Source organism: Streptomyces sp. NPDC001852 (assembly GCF_042891825.1).
In the GTDB taxonomy this organism is placed as follows: domain Bacteria; phylum Actinomycetota; class Actinomycetes; order Streptomycetales; family Streptomycetaceae; genus Streptomyces.
Map to the genome: position 1 here is coordinate 281448 of NZ_JBIATN010000003.1, position 23556 is coordinate 305003.

Consider the following 23556-nt stretch of genomic DNA (forward strand, 5'->3'; position numbering starts at 1 on the left):
TGGTGGACGGTGCAGTCGTTTCCACCCGACGGCAGACGACCGCTTCAGGACACGGCGACCGCCGGAATCGCAGGAGCCGTCCGGCGGATCACCAGGGACATCAGGGCCGCCGCCGCGCACAGGGTGCCGGAGGCGTACCAGACGAGGTCGTAGGAGCCGAAGACGTCGCGGGCGAGGCCGCCGAGGTAGGCGACGAGGGCCGCGCCGATCTGGTGGGAGGCGAGCACCCAGCCGAAGACGATGGCGCTGTCCTCGCCGTAGTTCTCCCGGCACAGGGCGAGGGTCGGCGGGACGGTGGCCACCCAGTCCAGGCCGTAGAAGACGATGAAGAAGAGCATCGGGGGGTGGACGGCCGGGCCCAGCAGCATCGGCAGGAAGACCAGGGAGAGGCCGCGCAGGGCGTAGTAGACGGCCAGGAGGCGGCGCGGTTCGAAGCGGTCGGTGAACCAGCCGGAGGCGATCGTGCCGGCCACGTCGAACACGCCGACGACCGCGAGCAGGGAGGCCGCCGTCGTGACCGGCATCCCGTGGTCGTGTTCGGCGGGCACGAAGTGCGTCTGGATCAGGCCGTTGGTGGAGGCGCCGCAGATCGCGAAGGTGCCGGCGAGCAGCCAGAAGGTGCCGGTGCGCACGGAGGTGGAGAGGACCTTCAGGGTGCGGCGGGCGGCGCCCGTGACCGGCGGGGGCTTGGGAACGAACTCCGTTGCGCCGTAAGGCTTCTGGCCGATGTCGGCCGGGTGGTCGCGCAGCAGGATCCAGACGAAGGGGACGACGGCGAGCGCGGCCAGGGCGACCGTCACGGCGGCCGGGCGCCAGCCGTGGTGCTCGGTCAGCCAGGACAGCACCGGCAGGAAGATCAGCTGGCCGGAGGCGGACGCGGCGGTGAGGATGCCGCTGACCAGCCCGCGCCGCTCGGTGAACCAGCGGTTGGTGACCGTCGCCGCGAACGCCAGGGCCATCGAGCCGCTGCCGAGACCGACCAGCAGGCCCCAGCACAGCCACAGCTGCCAGGCCGCCGTCATCCACACGGTCAGGCCCGAGCCGGCCGCGATCACGGTCAGCGCCACGGCGACCACCCGGCGGATGCCGAAGCGGTCCATCAGCGCGGCGGCGAACGGCGCGGTGAGGCCGTAGAGCGCGAGGTTGATGGAGACGGCCGCGCCGATCGTGCCGCGCGACCAGCCGAACTCCTGGTGCAGCGGGTCGATGAGCAGGCCGGGCAGGGAACGGAAGGCGGCCGCGCCGGTGATCGTGACGAAGGTGACGGCGGCGACGAACCACGCCCGGTGCACACGGCGGCGCCGGGCGGGCGGGGCGGCCTGGACGGGGGCTGCGGCTGGGCTTGTCTGAGTCACGTCATCGAGGGTCCGCTTTTCTTGACCGCGCATCGAGTGGCCCGGTGGACAGCATTCGCTAGGATCGGGCCATGAGTGGTTCCGAGGGTTTCCGTCCGCACCGGATCGTCGTGCTCGCCCTCGACGGGCTGCTCCCCTTCGAGCTGGGCATACCCCACCGCATCTTCGGCCGCCCCAAGGACGAGCACGGCAGGCCCCTGTACGAGGTCGTGACCTGCTCGGTACGGCCGCCCGGTCCGGTCGAGACCGACGCCGACTTCGCCGTGCACGTCCCGAACGGCCCGGAGGCCCTGGCCGGTGCCGACACGGTGATCGTCCCGGCGTCGTACGAGCTCGGTCCCGTCTTCGAGGAGGGCCGCCTCACCGAGGAGCTGTCCGCCGCCCTCGCCCGCATCCGCCCCGGAACCCGGCTCGCCTCCATCTGCACCGGCGTCTACGTCCTCGCCGCCGCCGGTTACCTCGACGGCCGCCCGGCGACCACGCACTGGGCCGACGCCGAGCGTTTCCAGCGCATGTTCCCGCGGGTCAGGCTGGACGCGGACGTGCTGTTCATCGACGACGGGGACGTGCTCACCTCGGCCGGCGTGGCCGCCGGGATCGACCTGTGCCTGCACATGGTGCGCCGCGACTTCGGCACGGCGGTCGCCAACGACGTCGCCCGGCGCACGGTCGTACCGCCGCACCGTGACGGCGGCCAGGCCCAGTACATCCACCGCCCGGTCCCGGACCCGCAGCTGGCCACGACGACCGCCGCCCGCGCCTGGGCGCTCGGCCGTCTCCACGAGCCGATCCAGCTGCGGGACATGGCCGAGCAGGAGGCCATGTCGGTGCGCACCTTCACCCGCCGCTTCCGCGAGGAGGCCGGCATCAGCCCCGGGCAGTGGCTCACCCAGCAGCGCGTCGAACGCGCCCGCCATCTGCTGGAGACCACCGACCTGTCCATCGACCAGGTGGCCCGCGAGGCGGGCTTCGGCACGGCCCAGTCGATGCGCCAGCATCTGCAGCAGGCGCTGGGGGTGACCCCCACGGCGTACCGGCGGACCTTCCGGACCGGGGTCAGAACGTGAGCACCGCCCGCGCCACCCGTCCCGCCTCCGCGTCCGCGCGGGCCCTGGCGAAGTCCTCCACCGGATGGACGGCCGTCACCAGCTCGTCGAGCAGCAGGCGGCCCCGGCGGTAGAGGTCGGCGTACAGGGCGATGTCCCGCTGCGGGCGGGAGGATCCGTAGCGGCAGCCGAGGACGGACTTGTCCAGGTAGAGGGAGGAGACGAGGAAGGACGCCTCGGCCGTGGCGGGCGGGACACCGAGGAGGATCGCCTGGCCGTGCCGGTCCAGGAGGTCGATCGCCTGCCGGATCAGCTCCACCCGGCCCACGCACTCGAAGGCGTGGTCGGCGCCCGTGGGCAGGATGTCCTTCACGCCGTCCGTGGAGGTCAGGAAGTCGGTCGCGCCGAACTGCCGGGCCACCTTCTCCTTGGCCGGGTTGGCGTCGACGGCGACGATCCTGAGCGCCCCGGCGAGCCGGGCGCCCTGCAGCACGTTCAGCCCGATCCCGCCGGTCCCGATGACGACGACGCTGTCCCCGCGGTCCACCCGTGCCCGGTTCAGCACGGCCCCGACTCCCGTGAGCACCCCGCACCCGATCAGCGCGGCGGACTCCAGGGGGATGTCCTTGGGGATCCGCACCGCCTGTACGGCCTTGACGACCGTGCGCTCGGCGAAGGCCGAGTTGGCGGCGAACTGGTGCAGGAGCGTGCTCCCCCGCGTGAACGGCTTCCCCGGGCGCCCGATGGCCTGCCGGCACATCGTCGGCCGGCCCCGGTCGCACTCCGCGCACGTGCCGCAGTTGGCGAGCGTGGACAGCGCCACATGGTCGCCGGGCGCGACATGGCCGACGCCCGCGCCGACCGCCTCCACGACCCCGGCGCCCTCGTGCCCCAGCACCACCGGCACCGGGAACGGGATGGTGCCGTCCACCACGGACAGATCGCTGTGGCACAGCCCGGCCGCCGCGATGGCCACCAGCACCTCACCCGGCCCCGGATCCCGCACCACCAGGTCGTCGACCACCCGCACCTGTGTGCCGTCGAACACCACACCACGCATCACACGGCCCCCTTGGGCTCTCTGGGCAGACCGAGCACGCGCTCGGCGATGATCGTGCGCTGGACCTGGTCCGAGCCGCCGTAGATGGTGTCGGCCCGGGAGAAGAGGAACAGGTGCTGGTCCGCGCCGAGTTCGTACGGCGCCGTGGCCGACCAGTCCACCGGCCCGACGGTGGCCGCCGCCCCCCTGACCTGCATCGCCAGCTCTCCGAGCCGCTGGTGCCAGCCCGCCCACAGCAGCTTGGCCACGCTGGCGGCCCCGGCGTCGGCCGAGCCGCCGAGGGTGCGCAGGGCGTGCCGGCGCATGGTCCGCAGCTCGGCCCACTGCCGTACGAGCCGCTCCCGTACGACGGGGTCCGTGGCCGCTCCCGTCTCCAGGGCCGTGCGTACGACCTGGCCCAACTCCTCGGCGAACCCGATCTGCTGGGCGAGGGTGGACACCCCGCGCTCGAACCCGAGCAGACTCATGGCCACCGGCCAGCCCCGCCCCTCCCCTCCCACGAGGTGATCCACGCGCGCGTACGCCCCGTCGAAGAAGACCTCGTTGAAGTCGCTGGTCCCGGTCATCTGCCGGATGGGGCGGACCTCGATGCGGCCGGGCTGGTCCATGGGGACGAGCAGAAAGCTGAGGCCGTGGTGGCGCCTGGACTCGGGATCGGTACGCGCCAGCACGAAGCACCAGTCGGCCTCATGGGCGAGCGAGGTCCAGATCTTCTGTCCGCTGATCCGGTAGCGGTCACCTTCGCGGACCGCCGACGTCCGCACCCCGGCCAGGTCCGACCCCGCCCCGGGCTCGCTGTATCCCTGGCACCACAGCTCCTCACCGGCCGCGATCGGGGGGAGGAAGCGGGCCTTCTGCTCCTCGCCGCCGTGGGCGATGAGCGTGGGCGCGAGCAGGTTCTCCCCGATGTGCCCGGAGCGCGGGGGCGCCACCGACCGGGCGTACTCCTCGGCCCAGACGACCTGCTGGGTGAGGCCGGCCGTACGGTTCCCGTAACCCGGCTCCGGCCAGCCGAGCCCGATCCAGCCGGATCGACCGAGGGTGCGTTCCCAGGTACGGCGGTCGACGGCCGGGTCCGCGTTGGCAGCCAGCCACGCACGGGCCTCCGCGCGGAACATCTCGTCCTCCGGACTGAACCCGAAATCCATGAATCCCCCTCAGCCTGAGCGCCCCGTCAGGGGCGCGGGGAACTGCGCGAGAAACCACAACGAACCCGCAGCCGCCAAAGCCACAACGCGCCCCGAGCTACCGGGCGTTCGGCCGATTACCGATCCGCGCCGCCTCTTCCATCGCCAGTAGCTGGGACAGCATCGGCATCGGATCCACTCCCACAGATCCCGGCAGAAACTCCGCGATCTTTTCCGGCGTCCAACCACCCGGGGCATACGCCGAGCGCAGCTCACGGGGCTGTGCCCAAACTGCGATCTTCGGCCCGGCGACGGTGTACACCTGCCCGGTGATGCCCAGCGCAGCGGCCCCGTCGGACAGCAGGTAGACCACCAGCGCGGCCACGTCCTCCGGCTCGCCGATCTCCGTCAGCTCCATGGGGACGTTCGCCGACATCCGGGTACGGGCCACCGGCGCCACCGCGTTCGCGGTCACCCCGTACTTGTGCAGGCCGAGCGCGGCGCTGCGGACGAGCGAGATGATCCCGCCCTTCGCCGCGCTGTAGTTGGCCTGGGACACGGAACCCTGGTGGTTGCCACTGGTGAAGCCGATCAGTGTGCCGGAGCGCTGCCGGCGCATCACCGCGGACGCCGCCCGGAAGACGGTGAAGGTGCCCTTGAGGTGGGTGGCGAGCACGGGGTCCCACTCCTCCTCGGTCATGTTGAAGAGCATGCGTTCGCGCAGGATCCCGGCCACGCACACGACCCCGTCGAGCCGGCCGTACGAGGCCAGCGCCACGTCGACCACCCGCTGCCCGCCCGCCATCGTGGAGATGTCGTCGGCGACCGCGACCGCCTCCCCGCCCGCGGCCTCGATCTCCTTGACGACGGCCTCGGCGACCTCGCTGGTGGGCGAGGCGCCGTCGACGGAGACGCCGTAGTCGTTGACGACGACCTTGGCGCCCTCGGCGGCTGCCGCGCGCGCGACCGCCCGTCCGATGCCCCGCCCGGCGCCCGTCACGGCGACGACCTTTCCAGCCAAGAAGTTCCCCACGCCCGGCCCCTTCCCGCAGTTTCTGACGGTCCGTTAGATTTTATGGCGCGCCGGACGCACGGACACAAGCCCCGGGGAGGAACCGGATGGCACTGCCGGAGGAGTTCCACGAGATCGCCAAGCGGGTGAACAACTGGGGGCGCTGGGGAGCGGACGACGAGATCGGCACCCTCAACCTGATCACCGACGAGGTCGTCCGCGAGGCCGCCGCCTGCGTCCGGGCCGGCCGCCGCGTCCCCCTCGCCCTCCCCCTTCGGCCGGACGGGGTGCAGACGGGAGTGATCCCCGGGCGGGTCAACCCGCTGCACGTCATGGTCCAGATCAACCAGGAACTCTTCGGGCCGGGCACGGTGGCGTGCAGCGACGACGCGGTGACCATGGGCCTGCAGGCGGGCACCCACTGGGACGCGCTCACCCATGTCTCGCACTCCGGGAAGCTCTACAACGGCCGCCCGGCGCACACGGTCACCGCGCACGGCGGCGCCGGGTTCGCCGGGATCGACAAGGCGCGGCACGTCGTCTCGCGCGGGGTGCTGCTGGACGTGGCACGCGCGCGTGGCGTGGACCGGCTGGCGGGGGGCCACGCGGTGACGCCGGAGGACCTGGAGCGGGCCGAGGAGTTCGGCGGGGTGCGGGTCGGGGCCGGCGACATCGTGCTGGTCCGCACCGGGCAGGTGCAGGTGTATCTGGCCGGGGACAGGCACGGGTACGGCTATCCGTCGCCGGGGCTGTCCGTCCGTACACCGGAGTGGTTCCACGCGCGCGATGTGGCGGCGGTCGCGAACGACACGCTCACTTTTGAGATATTTCCGCCCGAGTCGGAGAATCTGTGGCTGCCCGTGCACGCCCTGGACCTGGTGGAGATGGGGATGCTCCAGGGCCAGAACTGGAATCTCGAGGAGTTGTCCACAGCCTGTGGAGAAGAGCGCCGGTACGCGTTCCTGCTGTCGGCGATGCCGGAGCCGTTCGTCGGCGCGACGGGGACTCCGGTGGCGCCCGTGGCCGTTCTCTGACGACCGGCCGGCGGCGCGCCTCCCCCCACCGTCGCGCGCACGCGCCGCCCACCGGGTGCGACCCACACTCGACGAGGGCCGCCGTCACCCAAGCCCTCGTCGTCCCCTCGCGGCGAATCGTCGCCCACAAGCGTGTTCAGGCGGTCACGGGTCGTCAACGCCGGTACGGGGATTTGTTACGTACACCCTGTTCACGGCACCCGCGCACGGATGCACCCCCGGCGCACCGCCGCGCCGGGTGCTACACCGCCTCGAAGGCGAGACCCTCGTACGCGGACAGTCCGCCCCCGTACGCCATCGCCGCGCTCTCCCTGGGCTGCGAACAGCGGTCCAGTTCGCACCAGATGCTCTTGCCGGCACCTTCCGGGCGCCAGCCCCAGCGATCGGCCAGGCAGTCCACCAGGGCCAGGCCACGGCCGCCGGTGGCCTCCCCGCCGGCGCAACGCGGCACGGGGGCGCGGGAGCTGCTGTCGGCCACCTCGACGCGCACGGTGGCCGCCGCCGGTGCCTCCGGAGCCTCGGGGGCTCCGGCCGGCTCGGCCGCCGCTCCCGGCAGCTCGGCCTCGGCGCCGGGCAGGGAGAGCCGGAGCACGGCCGCGTGGCCGGTGTGCACGACCGCGTTGGTCACCAGCTCGGAGACGAGCAGGATCAGGGTTTCCGCCAGGGGCTCGTCGGCCGTTATCCCGAGCCCGGGGAGCCGCGAGAGGGCCCACCTCCTCGCCCGACCCACCTCCGTGGGGTCGGGCCGGATCTCCAGCTGCACTTGAAGCACCTGCACCGCTCACACCATCCGAACCGGCGGACACATGACCCCACGCCACCCGGCCGTCGCGGCGGCTGCGGCCACGACGGCGATCACGAGGGCCACGATCGTAGCCATTTTCTGCATGGCCAGAACAACGGCCCGAGCAAGGGTCACGGAACGTGATTCCCTTTGAAGACAGCATGGTTGACGTACAGTCACCCCAACAAGCGCTTCGGGCATATTCCAGCGCGAAGGAGTACGCGTGCGGCATACTGTGCGAGGCTCGTGCCAGGGAGTCGAACAGGCGTCGGCCGAAGCCGTTACCGCCCCGTGAGCAGCTACGCGCACCGGGCGACCCGGTGCCGCCCCAGGGGCACCGCGGGACCGGCTCGTGCTCGCAGCCACTCGCATCCCACACAAGGTACCGGAGGGGGCTCCCGACTCCGGGACGTGACGAGCCTCTTGAAGGACACAACCAGGTATCGACGCTCCGTGATACCGGCGCGCCACAATCCGCGACATCATGGGCCAAGGCTTTGTCGCCGGTGCAGTCCAGGGCGCGGTCGCCTCGTCAGGCCGCCAGCCGCGCGGCGAGCAGCTCCTCACTCTCCGTGCTCCCGCCACCGCGCCGGGCCCGCACCCACGCCCGCTTCAGATGCAGGTGCACGTCCGCCTCCCAGGTGAAACCCATGCCGCCGTGCACCTGAAGGCAGTCACGCGCCCCGCGTACGGCGGCCTCGTCGGCGAGCAGCCGGGCGGCGGCGATGTCGGCCGGGTCGCCGGTGACGGCGGCCGCGTAGACGGCGACGCGCGCGGTCTCGGTGCGCACCAGCAGGTCCGCGCACAGGTGCTTGACGGCCTGAAAGGCCCCGATCGGCCGCCCGAACTGCTCCCGTGTCCGGGCGTGTTGCACAGCCGTCTCCAGCACCCGCACGGCGGTCCCGAGCTGCTCGGCAGCGGTGAGGAGGGAGGCGAGGGGGTCGGGGTCGGGGGCGCCGGTGCTGATGCTGGTGCTGGTGCTGGTGCTGCCCGGGTGTCGGGCCTTGCGGTGGGGGGCTGCGGGAAGGCGGTGCAGGGGGGTCAGGGGGTCGACCGAGCGCAGGGGCACGGCCCCCGTCGCCTCGCCCCGTACCACGTCCGCCGGCTCCAGCCACTCCACCAGCTCCCCGTCCACCGCCGCCACCACCGTCTCCCCGGTGGCCGCACCGGGTACGGTCCCGGCGGCGAGGTGGGTGGCCACGAGCGGTCCGGGCAGCAGTGCCCGTCCCGCCTCCTCGAAGACCAGCACCGCCTCCGGGAGGCCCAGCCCGACCCCGCCGTCCGCCTCCGGCAGCCGCAGGGCGAAGAACCCCGCGTCCCCGAGCACCCGCCACAGCTCCCGGTCCAGCCGCCCCGGCGCATCCACGGCCGCCCGCAACGCCTCGCGCCCGAACCGCCGGTCCAGCAGCTCCCGTACACCTGCCTTCAACGCACGCTGGTCCTCAGTGAGTTGGAAACGCACGCTCATCTCCCTCCGACCGGACCCCACACCCGCACCGGCTCACCCGCACCCGCCGACGGCGAATCCGCCTCCCCAACCACCGGGGCCACCCGCACCCGATGCCGAGCCCGCGCCCTCATCGCCCCTTCGGCAACCCCAGGATCCGTTCCGCGACGATGTTGCGCTGGATCTGTGAGGTCCCGGCGGCGATCGTGTAGGACAGGGAGGACAGACGGTCCAGGACCCACGGCTGACGGAGGTCCAGGCCGGCCGGGCCGAGTACGTCGGCGGCGGTGTCGTACAGCTCCTGGCGGGCGTGCGAGTACCGCAGCTTGAACACCGAGCCGCCGACCCCCGGCACCCCACCGCACGCCTCCGCCTCGCTCACGTTCCACTGGGTCAGCCGCCACAGCGCCCGGAACTCCGCCTCCAGACGGCCGAGTCGGCGCCGTAGCACCGGATCGTCCCAGCGGCCGTTCTCCCGGGCCGCCCCCGCGAGCTCGGCCAGGACGCGGCGGCAGGCCACCACCTCGCCGACGAACGCGGTGCCGCGCTCGAAGGACAGGGTCACCATGGTCACGCGCCAGCCGTCGTTCTCCGCCCCCACCCGGTTCGCCACCGGCACCCGCACCTCGTCCAGGAACACCTCCGCGAACTCGGCCGACCCGGCGAGCGTGCGCAGCGGCCGCACGGTGATGCCGTCGGCGGACATGGGCATCGCGAGCCAGGTGATGCCCCGGTGCCGGGGTGCCGAGGGGTCGGTGCGGACGAGCAGTTCGCACCAGTCGGCGACCTCGGCGTGGGAGGTCCAGATCTTGGACCCGGTGACCACGTAGTCGTCGCCGTCGCGCCACGCGCGCGTGCGCAGCGACGCCAGATCCGATCCCGCGTCCGGTTCGCTGAACCCCTGGCACCACACCTCCTCGCCGCGCAGGATCGGCGGCAGCCAGCGCGTCCGCTGCTCCTCGGTGCCCTCGGCGGCGATGGTCGGTCCGGCGTGCAGCAGCCCGACGAAGCCGGCCCCGACGTACGGGGCACCCGCCCGCTCCGTCTCCTCCAGGAAGATCAGCCGGGTCGTCGGCGAGGCGTCCCAGTGGACGTCGGCGTACCCGGCCTCGTACAGCATCCGCTGCCAGCCCAGGTCGTACGCCCTGCGTGCGGGCCAGTCGTCGGGTGACGGCTTCGGCGGCAGCGTGGGCAGCACCTTGGCGAGCCACTCCCGAAGCCGGGCCCGGAACTCCTCCTCCCCGGGCGTGTACGACAGGTCCATCACCGGTCGAGGTCCAGGTCCAGCATGCGGATGGCGTTGCCCCGCATCAGCTTGTACACGGTCTCGTCGTCCAGGCCCTTCACATGGTCGAGGGCGACCTCCTTGGTGTGCGGGAAGGTCGAGTCGACGTGCGGGTAGTCGGTCTCGAAGGTGGCGTTGTCGCGACCCACCACGTCCAGCGACGCCACCCCGTGCCTGTCGCGGAAGAAGCAGCAGAAGATCTGCCGGTAGTAGTACGTCGACGGGGGTTCCGGGACGAGGTCGCGGACCCCGCCCCAGGCCCGGTGCTCCTCCCACACGTCGTCGGCGCGCTCCAGGGCGTACGGGATCCAGCCCATCTGCCCTTCGGAGTAGGCGAGTTTGAGCCGCGGGAACTTCACCAGGACCCCGCTGAAGAGGTAGTCCATCATCGAGGCCATCGCGTTGTTGAAGCTCAGCGAGGCCTGGACGGCGGGCGGCGCGTCCGGGGAGGCGGCCGGCATCTGCGAGCTGCTGCCGATGTGCATGTTGACGACCGTGCCCGTCTCCTGGCAGACGGCGAAGAACGGATCCCAGTGGCCGGAGTGGATGGAGGGCAGCCCGAGGTGGGTGGGGATCTCGGAGAAGGTCACCGCCCGGACCCCGCGCGCCGCGTTCCGGCGGATCTCCGCGACCGCCAGTTCCACGTCCCACAGCGGGATCAGGCACAGCGGGATCAGCCGGCCGCCGCTGTCCCCGCACCACTCCTCCACCATCCAGTCGTTGTAGGCGCGCACGCACGCGAGGGCGACCTCCTTGTCGTGCGCCTCGGCGAAGGTCTGCCCGCAGAAGCGGGGGAAGGTCGGGAAGCAGAGGCTGGCCTCGACGTGGTTGAGGTCCATGTCCGCGAGGCGTGCCTTCGGGTCCCAGCACCCGCGCCGCATCTGTTCCCTGGTGATGCCCTCCAGCGTCATCTCGTCCCGGTCGAAGCCGACGGCGGCGATGTTGCGCTTGTACGGGAACTTCAGGTCCTCGTAGATCCACCAGTCGGTCGGCTGGCCGGCCGGGTCCATGGTGATCTGGTACTTGCCGCCGATGTAGGCGAGCTCCCCGATGCCGGCGGTCAGCGGCTTGGGCCCACGGTCCCGGTACCTGGCCGGGAGCCAGACCTCGAAGAGGTGGGCGGGCTCGATCACATGGTCGTCGACGCTGATGATGCGGGGCAGTTCGGTCATGGGTCCCCTCCGCCGGACGGTACTTATCTGATGGTCCGTCAGATAGCATGCTACCTGACGAGTCGTCAGCCAAGGAGGGGCACACGTGAACGGCACCCCGCACGCCCTGAGTTCCTCCCGCACGCTGTGGGAGCTGGTCGTCCGCCGCGCGGCCCTCACCCCCGACCGCCCGGTGCTGCTCCAGCAGGACCGCACGCTCACCTTCGACGGCCTGCGCGCGCGTGCCGAGCGCGTGGCGGCCGGCCTGTACGGCATGGGGGTGCGGCCCGGCACGGTGGTCGCCTGGCAGCTGCCCACCCGCATCGAGACCGCCGTGCTGTCCTTCGCGCTGGCCCGCCTGGGCGCCGTACAGTCCCCGGTGATCCCCTTCCACCGGGACCGGGAGGTCGGCTTCGCGCTGCGCGCGTCGAAGGCGGAGTTCTTCGCGGTCCCGGGCGTGTGGCGGGGCCACGACCACACGGAGATGGCGCGCCGGCTCGGCGCGAAGGGGATCTTCGAGGCGTACGACGCCCTCCCCGACGGCGACCCGTCCGTCCTCCCGGCCCCGCCCGCCGAGGGCACCTCGGTCCGCTGGATCTACTGGACCTCCGGCACCACCTCCGACCCCAAGGGCGTGCTGCACACCGACCGCTCCCTGATCGCCGGCGGCTCCTGCCTCGCCCACGCCCTGCGCCTGACGCCGGACGACGTCGGTTCCATCGCCTTCCCGTACGCCCACATAGGCGGTCCCGACTACCTGGTGATGCTCCTGCTCCACGGCGTCCCGGCGGTGATGTCCGAGCACTTCGCGCTGCCGGACGCGCTGGCGGAGTACCGGCGGCACCGGGTGACGGTGGCCGGCGGCTCCACGGCGTTCTACTCCCTGTTCCTGGCCGAACAGCGCGGACGGCCGGGCGAGAAGCTGATCCCGTCCCTGCGCCTGCTCGCGGGCGGCGGCGCGCCCAGGCCTCCCGGGCTCTACCACTCGGTGGTCCGCGAGATGGGCGTCCAGCTCGCCCACGGCTACGGCATGACCGAGGTCCCGATGATCACCATGGGCGATCCGGAGGACAGTGCCGAGAACCTGGCGACGACCGAGGGCCGCCCGCCGGCCGGCATGGAGATCCGGGTCGTCGACGGCGAGATACGGCTGCGCGGCGAGGCCGTCTGCCAGGGCTATCTGGACCCCGCCCAGACGGCCGCCGCCTTCGACCCCGACGGCTTCCTGCGCACCGGCGACCTGGGGCATGTGACGGACTCCGGCCACCTCGTCCTCACCGGCCGTCTGAAGGACGTCATCATCCGCAAGGGCGAGAACATCTCGGCCAAGGAGATCGAGGACCTCCTCGCCGCACACCCCTCGGTGGCGGACGTGGCGGTGATCGGCCTGCCGGACGCCGAACGGGGGGAGCTCGTCTGCGCGGTGGTGGAACAGCCCCCGGACGCGGCCGGGTTGACCTTGCCGACGGTCGTCTCCTACCTGCGCTCAGCGGGCCTGTCCGTGCACAAGCTGCCGGAGCGGCTGGAGGTGGTGGACGCGCTTCCCCGCAACGACACCCTGCGCAAGGTGCTCAAGTACAAGCTGCGGGAGCGGTTCACCGACCGGCCCTGACGAGGGCCGAGCTACTCCGCGACCGTGAAGTACTGGGCGAACGCCGGGATGATGTCCGGTTCGGTGATGGCGCCGTCGGTGTCGGTGTCGAGGGCGGCGGCGACGGTGCCGGCGAGCTCGGCGGGGACGTGCAGGACGCGCAGGACACGGGCGGCGGCGGCGACCGTGACGCGGCCGTCGGCGTCCGTGTCCGCCACCGCGAGGGCCGCGTGCAGGAAGGGGCGGGCGATCTCGGCGAAGCGTTCGGGGTTGTCGCGCAGCCGCTTGACCGCGCCGCTGACGAACTCCTCGCGGGTGATGCGCTGGTCGCCGTCGCGGTCGGCGATCCCGGCCATGCCCTGCCAGAACGCCTCCGCGCCGGCGTACAGCGCCTGCCCCTTGTCGGAGCGTGCGGTCACGGCGAACTCGGCGAGGAGCGCCTTGGCCGCCGCGCTGAAGTCCTCGCGGTCGATCCAGCCGTTGCCGTCCTGGTCGAAGGTGGCGAACCGGGCTGCGATCCTGCGCTCGTATTCGGTGCTGACCATGTCTTTCGGGCCGCCTTAGGTGTGCGTCGTCCGGGTTCCCACGGGTGTGTGCGGGACCTGGCAGGGAGCGTATGACGCGGGTGGCCGTCGGAAGGCGTCAATCCGGCGGTTGTGCCGAAACCGGGGGAATTCTGCGACAACTGTGTGGCTGTGTCGCGAAGGAGCGGGGCGGCGCATCAGGCCGACAGGGGTCCCGCCTCGTCCGTGGTCGCGGAGGCGACGTCGGGGCAGACGTCGAAGAGCCGGCGCACGCCGAGCGCGCCGAGGACCCGGTTGACGTGCGAGCCGTCGTCGGCCCCCCGGTCGGGCAGGATGAGCCGGAGCCGGCCCTGACAGGAGCGGATCAGCCTGCGGGCGGCGACGAGGACGCCGACCCCGCTGGAGTCGCAGAAGAACACGTCGGAGAGGTCCACGACGAGGCTGTGGTGCCCCTCGGCGACGACATCGTGCACACGTTGACGCAGAACCGGCGAGGTCATCAGGTCCAGTTCCCCGGACACCCGGAGAACGGCCCACTCGCCCTGTTCGACGCCGGTCACCTTGAAGGCCACGTCCCTGCCCCTCCGCTCGCCGGAACTCCCGGAACCGCCCGGAAACGGAAGCAGTTCCTACGCTTGCATCCGCGCGGCTGCCCACCGGCCGTTCCCTGAAACGTCGAGCGACAAACTACACGTGATCAACAAGGGGCTTTTTTCGGTCACTATCGGTCCTGTCCGATCAGAGATGCACTCAAGTCGTGTGAAGATTGCGTGAAGAGGGCACTATCACCTGCAGCCCTTCCGGGGGCGCGCATTGACACAAAGGGGCGTGCGCTGTCACAGGTGCCGACTACATTCGAGAAGACGGTGCAGACAGGCTGGACACGCCGGACACGGGTGAGGGGAGGGGACCGCATGGCCACGAAGGACGTACCGCCCCGCTGGGACCGCAGGATGCAGCAGCGGCTCGCCCGTGGTGAGGCGGCCGCCCTCGGCGAGCTGTACGACCGCTTCGCCTCGCTCGTGCACGGCCTCGCCCACCGCGTCCTCGGCGACGAGAAGGCCGCCGACACCCTCACCCGGGAGGTCTTCGCCCACCTCTGGGAGCACCCCGAGACCTACGACCCCAAGGAGGGTCCGCTGCGCACCTGGGTGGCCGACGTCACCAACCGGTTCGCCGTGCAGCGGCTGCGCGACAGCGAGGCCGCCGCACTGCCGCAGGGCGGCGCGGGTTCCCTGGCGGAACTGGAGCGCAAGGTCCGCCGCGCCTCGGTCGCCGCCCGCGCCGACTACATCGTCCACTCCATGCCCGCCCCGCTGCGCCGCGCCCTCGACCTCGCCTACTTCCAGCGCCGCGACTACCGCCAGACCGCCGCCGACCTCGGTGTCACCGAGGACGAGGCCCGCCGCCGGCTCCGCCTCGGCCTGCAACTGCTCTCCACCGCCCATGACGCCGGAACACCGCCGGGACACGGGGGTGCGGTGTGAGCGGAGCGGGAGGATTCGGGGCACCCGACGGGCACGGCGAGCACGAGGGGCCGGGAGACGAGGAGCGGCGCACGGGGCAGCCGTACGAGGGTGACGGCAGCCGGGGTGACGGCAGCCGGGGCAACAGCGGCCGGGGTACGGGCGGCCACCCCGGCGAGGGCGCCGACGCCGATGGCGGTGGCTCCGGGCAGCACCCGCGCCAGGCCGGCGGCCCCGAGCCGGACCGGCCGGCGCGCATACCGACGCCCCGCGCCTCCGTCGAGGACAACGGGCGTCCACTGCCCGACCTCGCCGATCCGGGGGACCTCCCGCACGACGTCCTGAAATCGCTCCTCGGTGCCTGGGCGCTGGCCGCCTGCTCGGCCGCGGAGACCGCGGCCGTCGAGGACCACCTGGGCTCCTGCGGAAGCTGCGCCGACGAGGCCCGCCGGCTGCGCGAGGCGGTCGGCCTGCTGCACCAGCCGGAGAGCCTCGACCTGGACCCGGGACTGCGCACCCGCGTCCTGCAGAGCTGCCTGGAGCGCCGGCCGCCGCGCATCCCGGTCCCCGAGTGGGCGGCGCCGTACGACGCCGAGACCGCGCGCCTGGACGCCCTGCTGCAGGACTTCGGGGACGCGGAGTGGCACGCGCCGGTGCGGCTGCGGTGGTTCGAGGCCGACGCGGCGAAGAGCCGTCGTACGACCGTGGCGGGGGTGATCGCACACCTGCTGTCCGTGGACGGGCTGATCGCGCTCGCGCTCGGCCTGGACGACCCGCTGGCCGAGGTCGTCGACAAGGCCGAACGGGACGCGTCGGGCCCGCAGGGGCGCACCGAGGCGTACTGGCGGAACTCCCACTTCCCGCCGACCCGCTCGGTGCGGGGGCCCTGGCGGGAGCAGAGCCACGGCCTGGTGCGGACGGTGTCCTTCACCGGCGGGCACGCGGGCGGGCTCGCGGTGTCGTACGGCGACTTCGAGCTGCCGCTGCACGACGCCATGCTGGACCGGGCCTTCGAGTGCTGGGTGCACGCCGAGGACATCGCGGAGGCGGTGGACTACCCGTACCAGCCGCCCGCGCCGCGCCACCTGAACGGAATGATCGACCTCGCGGCCCGCCTGCTGCCCGCTGCACTGGCGGAACGCCGGCAGGCGGGGCTGGCCTCGCCCGCCCGCGGCCGCCACCTCGGCCTCGCCGGCGAGCCCGGCCGCAGCCTGCGGCTGGAGATCGAGGGTTCGGCGGGCGGCGAGTGGCTGATCCCGCTGGACTCCCCGGCGGCGCTGGGCTCCGCGGACCTCGAGGTGGCCCATGTGGCGCTGGACGGCGTGGAGTTCTGCAAGCTGGCCGCCGGCCGGGTCTCGCCGGAGGAGGCCGCGGTGGGGCAGGTGGGCGACCGCGCGGCGATCAGGGACGTACTGTTCGCCACGGCGGGACTGAGCCGGCTGTAGGGGCGGGTTGCGGTTTCGCGGGCGGCCCGAGCCGCTAGGCCCTGTCGTCAAACTCCCTCCCCCAGCCTTCGGCCGGGAGGTGCCCCCAGCCCCGCGACGCCATGCACGCACTCTCGCCGCAGGGCCCGCCCTTCGGGCGGACGACGGGAGTTTGACGACAGGGCCTAGGCGAACACCACGGTCCGTCGGCCATTCAGCAGAATGCGCCGCTCCGCATGCCACTTCACCGCCCGCGCCAGCGCCTGGCACTCCACGTCGCGGCCGATGGCCACCAGCTGATCCGGTGTCACATCGTGGCCGACCCGCTCGACCTCCTGCTCGATGATCGGGCCCTCGTCCAGGTCCGCGGTCACATAGTGCGCGGTCGCCCCGATGAGCTTGACCCCCCTGGCGTGTGCCTGGTGATACGGCTTCGCGCCCTTGAAGCTCGGCAGGAAGGAGTGGTGGATGTTGATGATCCGGCCGCTGAGCTGCTTGCACAGGTCGTCGGAGAGGACCTGCATGTAGCGGGCGAGTACGACCAGTTCCACGCCCTCCTCGCGCACGATCTCCAGCAGTTTCGCCTCGGACTGGGACTTCGTGTCCTTCGTCACCGGAATGTGGTGGAAGGGGATGTTGTAGGAGCCCACCAGCTCCTCGAAGTCGGTGTGGTTCGAGACCACGCCCACGATCTCCACCGGCAGCGCGCCGATCCGGGCCCGGAACAGCAGGTCGTTCAGGCAGTGCCCGAACTTGCTGACCATGAGCAGGATCCGCGTCTTCTCGTCGGCCCGGTTGATCTGCCAGTCCATGTGGAAGGAGTCGCCGATCGCCGCGAAGCTCGCCCGCAGCTTCTCCACCGTCACCGGCGCCTCGGCCGAGAAGTGGACGCGCATGAAGAACAGACCCGTGTCGTGGTCGCCGAACTGCTGGCTGTCCTCGATGTTGCAGCCGGTCATGAAGAGGTAGCTCGACACGGCGTGCACGATGCCCTGCTTGTCCGGGCAGGACAGGGTGAGGACGTACTGGTCGGCCGGGGCGGCGGGCGCGGACTGCTCGTTCATGCACCACAGGTTCTCACGTCCGGGCCGCCCCCGGCGCTGTGGTCCGCTACGCGGACCTCGTCATGATCCGCAGCACTTCCAGGCTCTTCGGCGGCGTGTCCGGGTCCTCCCCGTCACTCGCCGCCATCCGGACGTGCGCGTCCCGCGCCGCCCGCACCGCCTCCGGCCACCCCTGGTGGTCGAGGTAGGCGGCGACCGGTGCGTCCGGGCCGACCTGGTGCATGATCCGCAGTACCCGCAGTACGGCGGTGTCCACGAGCGCCGCCTCCTGCGAGTCGCGGAATATCGTGCCGACGTACTTCTCCGCGGACCAGTTGTCCAGCCAGGTGTCCTCCACCAGCCGGTAGACGGCGTCGGTGACGTCGCCGTACCCGTCCACGCCGGCCAGCCAGACGTCCCGCTGGAACACCGGGTCGGAGAGCATGTGCAGCGCCGAGCACACATTGCTGCGCCAGCGCCACCACGGCATGTCGCTTAGGGGCATGCCGCCCATGGTGGAGGAGCGACGGCCACGACGGGAAGAGTTCTCCGTACCTTGCACGGTCATCGATCGTACGTTCCCCGCCACACCAGCCTCACCGGCCCCCGCAATTCACCTCGCTGTCACCTTTCGTTGACCCAGGGTCACTCGCCGGTTAGTGGTGTGAGGGAATCGTGCTTACACATGACCGGCAGGCGACGCGCGATCAGTACTTTCCTCCATTCCTCCCTCCGCCCCGGCAGAGCCACCGCCCTGACCGCGGGCGCCGTGGCCCTCTGTGCGTCGCTCACCGCCGGATGCGGGGTCATCCCCGGTGCCACGGGGGGCTCCGGGGGTGACCCGATCAAGGTCATGACCTGGGCGCCCGAGGGGACCGACGCCACCAACAAGCCCGGCATGCCCGCGATGGCCCATGCCTACGCCAAGTGGATCAACGCGCACGGCGGCGTGGGCGGCCGCGAGCTCCAGGTCCTGACCTGCAACGACCACAACGACAGCGTGGGCGCCGCCAAGTGCGCCAAGTACGCGGCCGACGAGAACGTGGTCGCGGTCGTCGGCTCCTACAGCCAGTTCACCGACTCCTACTCCGCGCCGCTGGAAGGCGCCGGCATCCCCTACATAGGCGGCTACGGCGTCACCAACGACGAGTTCACCGGCCAGATGTCCTACCCGGTCAACGGCGGCCAGCCCGCCCTGCTCGCCGGCCTCGGCAAGGCCCTCGCGGCCGCCTGCGGCAACATCTCCCTGGTCCGCCCCGACAGCATCGCCGGCGACGAGCTGCCCGTGCTGCTCGACTCCGGGCTGAAGGCGGGCGGGCACGCCAAGGCGGGCGACCAGCTCGCCGAGGAGGCCGCCACCGACTACGGCGGCCAGGCCGACCAGGCGCTGCGGTACGCCGGCCGGGACCTCACGAAGAAGGGCTGTGTGGTCCCCGCGCTCGGGGACCGCACCGACACCTTCATGGACTCCTTCCGGCGGGAACGCGAGAGCTTCCCCTCGGTACGGCTCGCGACCGTGCTCGGCAGCGTCGACCAGACCGTGATCAACGCCACCGGCGGGGCGTCGGGGCCGTACGAGGGGGCGTACATCACCGGCTGGTACCCGCCGGCGTCGGACGCGCGGTGGGACCCGATGAAGAAGGTGATCAACGAGGAGGCCTTCGGCGACACCCGCATCGACCCCGCGGACGCCGGAGTGCAGACCACCTGGATCGCCTACACCGTGCTGAAGGCCGTCCTGGACAAGATCGGCGACGGTGACGTGACCGCCGACTCCGTGCGGCGCACCCTCGACGACGGCCTGCGGGTCTCCACCGGCGGGCTCACCCCGACCCTGCACTGGACCTACTCCAGCACACTCGGCGCGGTCGGCTTCCCGCGGATGGTCAACGCCGACGTCACCCTGCAGGTGGTGCAGGACGGCAGGCTGGTCGACGCCCGCAGGGGCATCGGCGGATTCGACGGCGCCACCGACATGACGCAGACGCTGGAGAGCGCCGACGTGCAGTGACGCCCGCCGGCGCGTCCCCGGCCCGCCGCTCAGAGCTGGGTGGGCTGGCGCTGGGTGAGGCCGTACTTCTGGGCGATCGCGTTCCACAGCGCCGCCGCCTTGACCTTCTGCGCGCTGGCGGTGCCGCTCGCCCGGTTGCCGGCCTGGGTCTCGCCGGTGGTGCGGGCGTGGCCCTTGCGGCAGACCTTGTGGTCCTTGGCCTGTCCGGCCCAGGCCGCGTAGTGGTTGTCGGCCGCGGCGGACGCCTGCCAGGCCTTGGTCAGCGCGGCGGTGAGCTCGCCGTTGTTCGGCAGCTTGTCGACGGACAGCCGGCCGAGCTGGGTGACCAGGTCGCCCCGCTGCTGGGCCGCGGCGCGCAGGTCGGTCGCGGCTCCGTCGAGGTTGTCGCAGTTCTTGACGTCGGCGACCGCCTTGATCACCGAGGCGCGGCTGCTGCCGCTGTCGGCGAGCAGCTTGTCCAGCGCGACCGCCTGCTGCCGGGCCGGATCGGCGGGCGAGCCGGAGCTCTGGCCGGGCGCCGCGGACGTGGCCGCGACCGGCCTGCCGTCGGCGGCCTGGCCATTGCCGCCGCCGCTGAGCAGCGCGCCGGCGCCCACACCGATGACGACGATGCCGACGCCGATCGCGGCGATCAGCGGCACCCGCGACCGGCCGCGCGGCTGGTCGTGGTCGTCGTCGTGCGCGGGGGCGTACGACGGCTGCTGCGCGCCGTACGAGGGCTGCGTGGCGCCGTACGGCTGCTGGACGCGCGGCATCTGCTGGGTGGCCCCGGACGGGCCGTCCCCGCCCGCCGGGCCGCCGCGGAAGAGGCTGTCGAACTCGGCCGGCGGCTGCCGGTCCGCCCCCTCGGCCTGCGCGGCGTAGGGCGGTATGTACTGGGTGGCCTCCGCGTCGCCGGGGGCGGGCGCGGGCGCCTGCTGCGGGACGCGGCCGAGGTAGCGGGTCTCCTCGCCGCCCGACTCGGGCGGCAGCGCTCCGGGCGCCACCGGCGGGATGTACTGGGTCGCGCCCTCGTCGACGGGGGCGGCCGGCACCGGCGGGAGGTACTGCGTGGCGCCCTCGGCGGGGGCCGCCGCCTGCACCGGCGGTATGTACTGCGTCGCACCCTCGTCCCCCGCGGGCAGCGGGGCGGGGGCGGCCGGCGGCTGCGGGTACTGCTGCTGCGACTGCGGCAGGGACTGCTGCTGCGGCTGCTGGTACGGCTCGGGTGCCGCGCCGTACCCGGGCTGCTGACCGGCGCCGTGGCCGGCGCCCTGCGCGCCGCCGTGGTCGTACGACGGCATCTGGCCGTACGACGGGGCCGGGGCGCCCTCCGGGGGCAGCGGGCCGGGGTTCGCGGCGGGCGGCTGCTGGGCCGGGGCCTGAGGGCTGTGCCACTGCTGGGCCTCCGCCGGGGGCCAGCCCTGGCCCGGCTGGGGCGGCTGCTGCTGCTCGGGCCCCCAGGAGCCACCCCAGGCCTGCCCGCCGGCCGGGGCGGCGGGGGCGGGCGCGCCGGTCATGCCCGGCAGCAAGGGCTCGCCTCCGTCGGAGGGCAGCACGATGCCTTCGCGCGCGGGCCGCGCCGAGGGCTCCTCGCCCTGTCCACTCTGCGTCACCGGGACTCCTACTAATGGGGGACCTTGTGAATCGGGCTCACGCTACCGGGTCCCCCGAGCCGGGTGCCATGCAGCTCAGGGCGAGACCTCCTTCCCTGTGACGGCGGTAACAAAACTGCCCCGCGGCGCGCTGATATAAGGCACCCTTCCGCCCCCGCGCGCCGTTCGCCGTGCGTTCACGCGACCGGGAGGCCGGTGTTCACGCGGCGGCCTGCTGGAGATCGAGGCGCGCCCCGAACTCCCGTACCACCGCCTCCTCCCGGAAGGGTTCCAGGCGCTGCTGGAGATCCTCCAGATACTCGGCGCCCCGGTTGGAGCGGAGCGTCTCCAGCAGCTCCACCGCCTTCAGGCCGGTGCTGCAGGCCTGTTCGACCTCCCGCCGCTGCACCTGGGCCGTGGCGAGCAGCACATAGCCGATGGCCCGCCGGCGGACCCGGGTCTCGGGGTGCCCGGCCAGCGACTGCTCCGCGTACCGGGCCGCCTGCTCGCTCTGGCCGAGATCGCGGTGGCAGTGCGCCAACTCGTCGGCGAGATACGCCTCGTCGAAGTGGCGGATCCACACGGGGTCGTCACCGGAGGAGTCGTCCGCCTGTTCCATCGCCGTCACCGCCCGCCCGATGGACGCCTGCGCCGCACGCCCGTCGCCGAGCAGGGCGTGCCCGCGCGCCTCGGCCGCGTGGAACATCGCCTCCACACGCGGGGTCACCCGCCCGCGCGCCCCCTCCTGCGCCGCCCGCGCCAACTGGGCGATCTCCCGCGGGTTTCCGAGCTGGGCGGCGAGGTGGCTCATGGACGCGGCGAGGACGTAGCCGCCGTACCCGCGGTCCCCGGCCGCCTGCGCGAGCCGCAGCGACTGGATGTAGTACCGCTGGGCCAGCCCCGGTTGCCCGGTGTCCACGGCCATGTACCCGGCGAGCTCGGTCAACCGGGCGACCGCGGCGAACAGTTCCCGCCCGACCGTCTCCCGGTACGAGCCGGCGAGCAGCCCGGAGACCACGCTGTTGAGGTAGTGCACGACGACCGGGCGCACATGTCCGCTGCCGTACTGGTGGTCCAGGTCGGTCAGCGCCTGCGTCATGGACCGTACGGCCGCCACGTCGGCCTGCCCCACGCGCGGGCCCGCCTGCCGGGCCACCTGGGCGTCCGGCGCCGAGATCAGCCAGTCGCGGCTGGGCTCGACCAGCGCGGAGGCGGCGACGGAGGAGCCGGACAGGAAGTCCCGCCGGCCCACGTCGCTGCGCCACAGCTCGCAGACCTGCTCGATGGCCCCCAGTACCGTCGGCGAGAACTGGAGACCGACCCCCGAGGCGAGGTTCTTGCCGTTGGCCATGCCGATCTCGTCGATCGTGACCGTACGGCCGAGCTTGCGCCCGAGCGCCTCCGCGATGATCGCCGGGGCGCGGCCCCGTGGCTGCTGTCCGCGCAGCCAGCGGGCCACGGACGTCTTGTCGTAGCGCAGGTCGAGGCCGTGCTCGGCGCCGCACATGTTGACCCGCCGGGCCAGCCCGGCGTTCGAACACCCCGCTTCCTGGATGAGTGCCTGCAGCCGTTCGTTGGGCTGCCTCGCCACGAGAGGCCTTGCGGCCATGTGCTACCCCCTGCGTTGCGATCCCCTGGGCGTAACCGTTCCGGGAAGATCACTGCCCAGCTGACATACCGTCAATGCGCGACATGTGCCGTTTGCCGGGGTAACGACGGCTGCCAACCCCACCCCTGGCTACCCACCCCACGCCCTGCTTCCCCCCGCGCGCCCCCACCCGTGCACCCATGCGCCCCGACTGCCGAATCGATGCGCCATCCCCGCGCGCGCTATGGCCGTAACCCGAGGTGGGTGCGGGAGTTGAGAGGGGCGTGGAAGAGACGATCGCGGGCGCCGAAAACACTCAGATTGCCGGTCAGATTCCGCAGCAGCGCGGGGAATCGCTGCTGGAGACCGCCGTACGCTACGCCGAGGAACGCCACTGGGACGTGTTCCCGGGCACCTGGCTGGTAGCGGTCGACGGCAGGCAGCGATGCTCGTGCGGCGACGCCACCTGCCCTGCGCCGGGTGCGCACCCCGCGCGCCCCGACTGGGCGACCCAGGCGACCGGCAGCGCGACCGTCGCACGCCGGATGTGGCAGAAGCAGCCCACGGCCTCGATCCTGCTGCCGACGGGGCGGACGTTCGACGCGCTGTCCGTCCCGGAGAGTGCGGGGTTCCTCGCTCTGGCCCGCATGGAGCGGATGGAGCTGACGCTCGGGCCGGTGACGTTGTCTCCCGACCGTCGCATGCAGTTCTTCGTGCTGCCGGGGGGTGCCGTGAAGGTGCCGGACCTGGTGCGCAAGCTGGGCTGGTCGCTCACTTCCCTCGATCTGGCCGCGCTGGGCGAGGGCGCGTACGTGGCCGCTCCTCCCACGCGTTTCGGATCGCGCGGCGCCGTGCAGTGGGCCTGCCGGCCCACCCCGGCGAATCGGTGGTTGCCGGATGCGGAGGAGCTGATCTCGTCGCTGGCGTATGCGTGCGGGCGGGACCGGTAGCCGTTCGCCGTCCCGTCCGTGTGGTCTCGGTGCGTCGGCGGGTGCGTGCTCAACCGCGGTTGCTCACGCAGTTCCCCGCGTCCC

21 protein-coding genes are annotated in these 23556 nt (G+C 72.4%); 7 read left to right on the plus strand and 14 right to left on the minus strand.

What is annotated here, in order from left to right:
* Positions 1-44: 44 nt before the first annotated feature.
* Entirely contained in the window at positions 45-1355 is a 1311-nt protein-coding gene (locus ACFYZB_RS06620) for an MFS transporter (RefSeq protein ID WP_388755086.1), read from the minus strand.
* A gap of 71 nt (positions 1356-1426) precedes the next feature.
* On the opposite strand from ACFYZB_RS06620, the gene ACFYZB_RS06625 reads away from it, so the two are divergent.
* Positions 1427-2422: a helix-turn-helix domain-containing protein gene (locus ACFYZB_RS06625; RefSeq protein ID WP_351206307.1), complete on the plus strand. Its 996-nt coding sequence runs from the start codon at positions 1427-1429 to the stop codon at positions 2420-2422.
* Here the strand turns inward: ACFYZB_RS06625 and ACFYZB_RS06630 are convergent.
* From ACFYZB_RS06630 to ACFYZB_RS06640, 3 genes are all read right to left on the minus strand, one after another.
* Positions 2412-3461, minus strand: coding sequence for a Zn-dependent alcohol dehydrogenase (locus ACFYZB_RS06630; RefSeq protein ID WP_388755090.1), 1050 nt, complete (start codon positions 3459-3461; stop codon positions 2412-2414). The two genes, ACFYZB_RS06625 and ACFYZB_RS06630, sit on opposite strands and share 11 nt — an antisense overlap.
* Positions 3461-4609 (minus strand): acyl-CoA dehydrogenase family protein, encoded by a 1149-nt coding sequence (locus tag ACFYZB_RS06635; RefSeq protein ID WP_388755093.1) that lies wholly within the window; start codon positions 4607-4609, stop codon positions 3461-3463. The genes ACFYZB_RS06630 and ACFYZB_RS06635 overlap by 1 nt, the downstream gene beginning before the upstream one ends.
* Before the next feature lie 97 nt (positions 4610-4706).
* Positions 4707-5621 carry an SDR family NAD(P)-dependent oxidoreductase gene (locus ACFYZB_RS06640; protein ID WP_388755100.1) on the minus strand — a complete coding sequence of 305 codons (915 nt, stop codon included), beginning with the start codon at positions 5619-5621 and terminating at the stop codon, positions 4707-4709.
* Positions 5622-5707: 86 nt separating this feature from the next.
* Here ACFYZB_RS06640 and ACFYZB_RS06645 point away from each other — a divergent pair, with 86 nt between their 5' ends.
* Positions 5708-6634 carry a cyclase family protein gene (locus tag ACFYZB_RS06645; protein ID WP_388755103.1) on the plus strand — a complete coding sequence of 309 codons (927 nt, stop codon included), beginning with the start codon at positions 5708-5710 and terminating at the stop codon, positions 6632-6634.
* Between the two features lie 241 nt (positions 6635-6875).
* On the opposite strand, the gene ACFYZB_RS06650 is transcribed toward ACFYZB_RS06645, so the two are convergent.
* The 4 genes from ACFYZB_RS06650 to ACFYZB_RS06665 form a co-directional block, all read right to left on the minus strand.
* Complete coding sequence (locus tag ACFYZB_RS06650; protein ID WP_388755656.1) at positions 6876-7397, minus strand: ATP-binding protein; 522 nt, start codon at positions 7395-7397, stop codon at positions 6876-6878.
* A gap of 553 nt (positions 7398-7950) precedes the next feature.
* The gene (locus ACFYZB_RS06655) at positions 7951-8880 is read right to left on the minus strand and encodes an acyl-CoA dehydrogenase family protein (protein ID WP_388755106.1); all 930 of its coding nucleotides are present in this window, start codon (positions 8878-8880) and stop codon (positions 7951-7953) included.
* Between the two features lie 115 nt (positions 8881-8995).
* Positions 8996-10129: an acyl-CoA dehydrogenase family protein gene (locus ACFYZB_RS06660; protein ID WP_388755109.1), complete on the minus strand. Its 1134-nt coding sequence runs from the start codon at positions 10127-10129 to the stop codon at positions 8996-8998.
* Positions 10129-11322, minus strand: a complete 1194-nt coding sequence (locus ACFYZB_RS06665; protein WP_351206321.1) for an amidohydrolase family protein — start codon at positions 11320-11322, stop codon at positions 10129-10131. Before ACFYZB_RS06665 ends, ACFYZB_RS06660 begins: the two co-directional genes overlap by 1 nt.
* A gap of 85 nt (positions 11323-11407) precedes the next feature.
* Between ACFYZB_RS06665 and ACFYZB_RS06670 the strand changes: the two genes are divergently transcribed.
* A complete protein-coding gene (locus ACFYZB_RS06670; RefSeq protein WP_388755113.1) occupies positions 11408-12913 on the plus strand; it encodes a class I adenylate-forming enzyme family protein in 1506 nt (501 codons plus the stop codon).
* 11 nt (positions 12914-12924) lie between these two features.
* Here the strand turns inward: ACFYZB_RS06670 and ACFYZB_RS06675 are convergent, their stop codons facing one another.
* Both ACFYZB_RS06675 and ACFYZB_RS06680 read right to left on the minus strand, forming a co-directional pair.
* Positions 12925-13437, minus strand: coding sequence for an EF-hand domain-containing protein (locus ACFYZB_RS06675; RefSeq protein ID WP_388755116.1), 513 nt, complete (start codon positions 13435-13437; stop codon positions 12925-12927).
* A 176-nt stretch (positions 13438-13613) separates the two neighbouring features.
* Positions 13614-13988 (minus strand): STAS domain-containing protein, encoded by a 375-nt coding sequence (locus ACFYZB_RS06680; RefSeq protein WP_351206327.1) that lies wholly within the window; start codon positions 13986-13988, stop codon positions 13614-13616.
* A 342-nt stretch (positions 13989-14330) separates the two neighbouring features.
* Here ACFYZB_RS06680 and ACFYZB_RS06685 point away from each other — a divergent pair, with 342 nt between their 5' ends.
* Both ACFYZB_RS06685 and ACFYZB_RS06690 read left to right on the plus strand, forming a co-directional pair.
* Positions 14331-14903 (plus strand): sigma-70 family RNA polymerase sigma factor, encoded by a 573-nt coding sequence (locus tag ACFYZB_RS06685; protein ID WP_351206329.1) that lies wholly within the window; start codon positions 14331-14333, stop codon positions 14901-14903.
* On the plus strand, positions 14900-16327 hold the full coding sequence (locus tag ACFYZB_RS06690) for a zf-HC2 domain-containing protein (protein WP_388755120.1): 1428 nt from the start codon (positions 14900-14902) through the stop codon (positions 16325-16327). The genes ACFYZB_RS06685 and ACFYZB_RS06690 overlap by 4 nt, the downstream gene beginning before the upstream one ends.
* Positions 16328-16491: 164 nt before the next feature.
* Here ACFYZB_RS06690 and purU read toward each other — a convergent pair whose 3' ends face one another.
* Together purU and ACFYZB_RS06700 are read right to left on the minus strand one after the other, a co-directional pair.
* Positions 16492-17370: a formyltetrahydrofolate deformylase gene (gene purU, locus ACFYZB_RS06695; protein WP_351206335.1), complete on the minus strand. Its 879-nt coding sequence runs from the start codon at positions 17368-17370 to the stop codon at positions 16492-16494.
* 46 nt (positions 17371-17416) lie between these two features.
* Positions 17417-17917 carry a hypothetical protein gene (locus tag ACFYZB_RS06700; protein ID WP_388755124.1) on the minus strand — a complete coding sequence of 167 codons (501 nt, stop codon included), beginning with the start codon at positions 17915-17917 and terminating at the stop codon, positions 17417-17419.
* 117 nt (positions 17918-18034) lie between these two features.
* On the opposite strand from ACFYZB_RS06700, the gene ACFYZB_RS06705 reads away from it, so the two are divergent.
* Positions 18035-19360, plus strand: a complete 1326-nt coding sequence (locus tag ACFYZB_RS06705) for an ABC transporter substrate-binding protein (protein WP_388755127.1) — start codon at positions 18035-18037, stop codon at positions 19358-19360.
* A gap of 29 nt (positions 19361-19389) precedes the next feature.
* Here the strand turns inward: ACFYZB_RS06705 and ACFYZB_RS06710 are convergent, their stop codons facing one another.
* On the minus strand, positions 19390-20955 hold the full coding sequence (locus tag ACFYZB_RS06710; RefSeq protein ID WP_388755130.1) for a hypothetical protein: 1566 nt from the start codon (positions 20953-20955) through the stop codon (positions 19390-19392).
* A gap of 199 nt (positions 20956-21154) precedes the next feature.
* Entirely contained in the window at positions 21155-22543 is a 1389-nt protein-coding gene (locus ACFYZB_RS06715; protein WP_388755133.1) for a transcriptional regulator, read from the minus strand.
* Between the two features lie 263 nt (positions 22544-22806).
* On the opposite strand from ACFYZB_RS06715, the gene ACFYZB_RS06720 reads away from it, so the two are divergent.
* Entirely contained in the window at positions 22807-23472 is a 666-nt protein-coding gene (locus tag ACFYZB_RS06720; protein WP_388755135.1) for a bifunctional DNA primase/polymerase, read from the plus strand.
* Positions 23473-23556 lie beyond the last annotated feature (84 nt).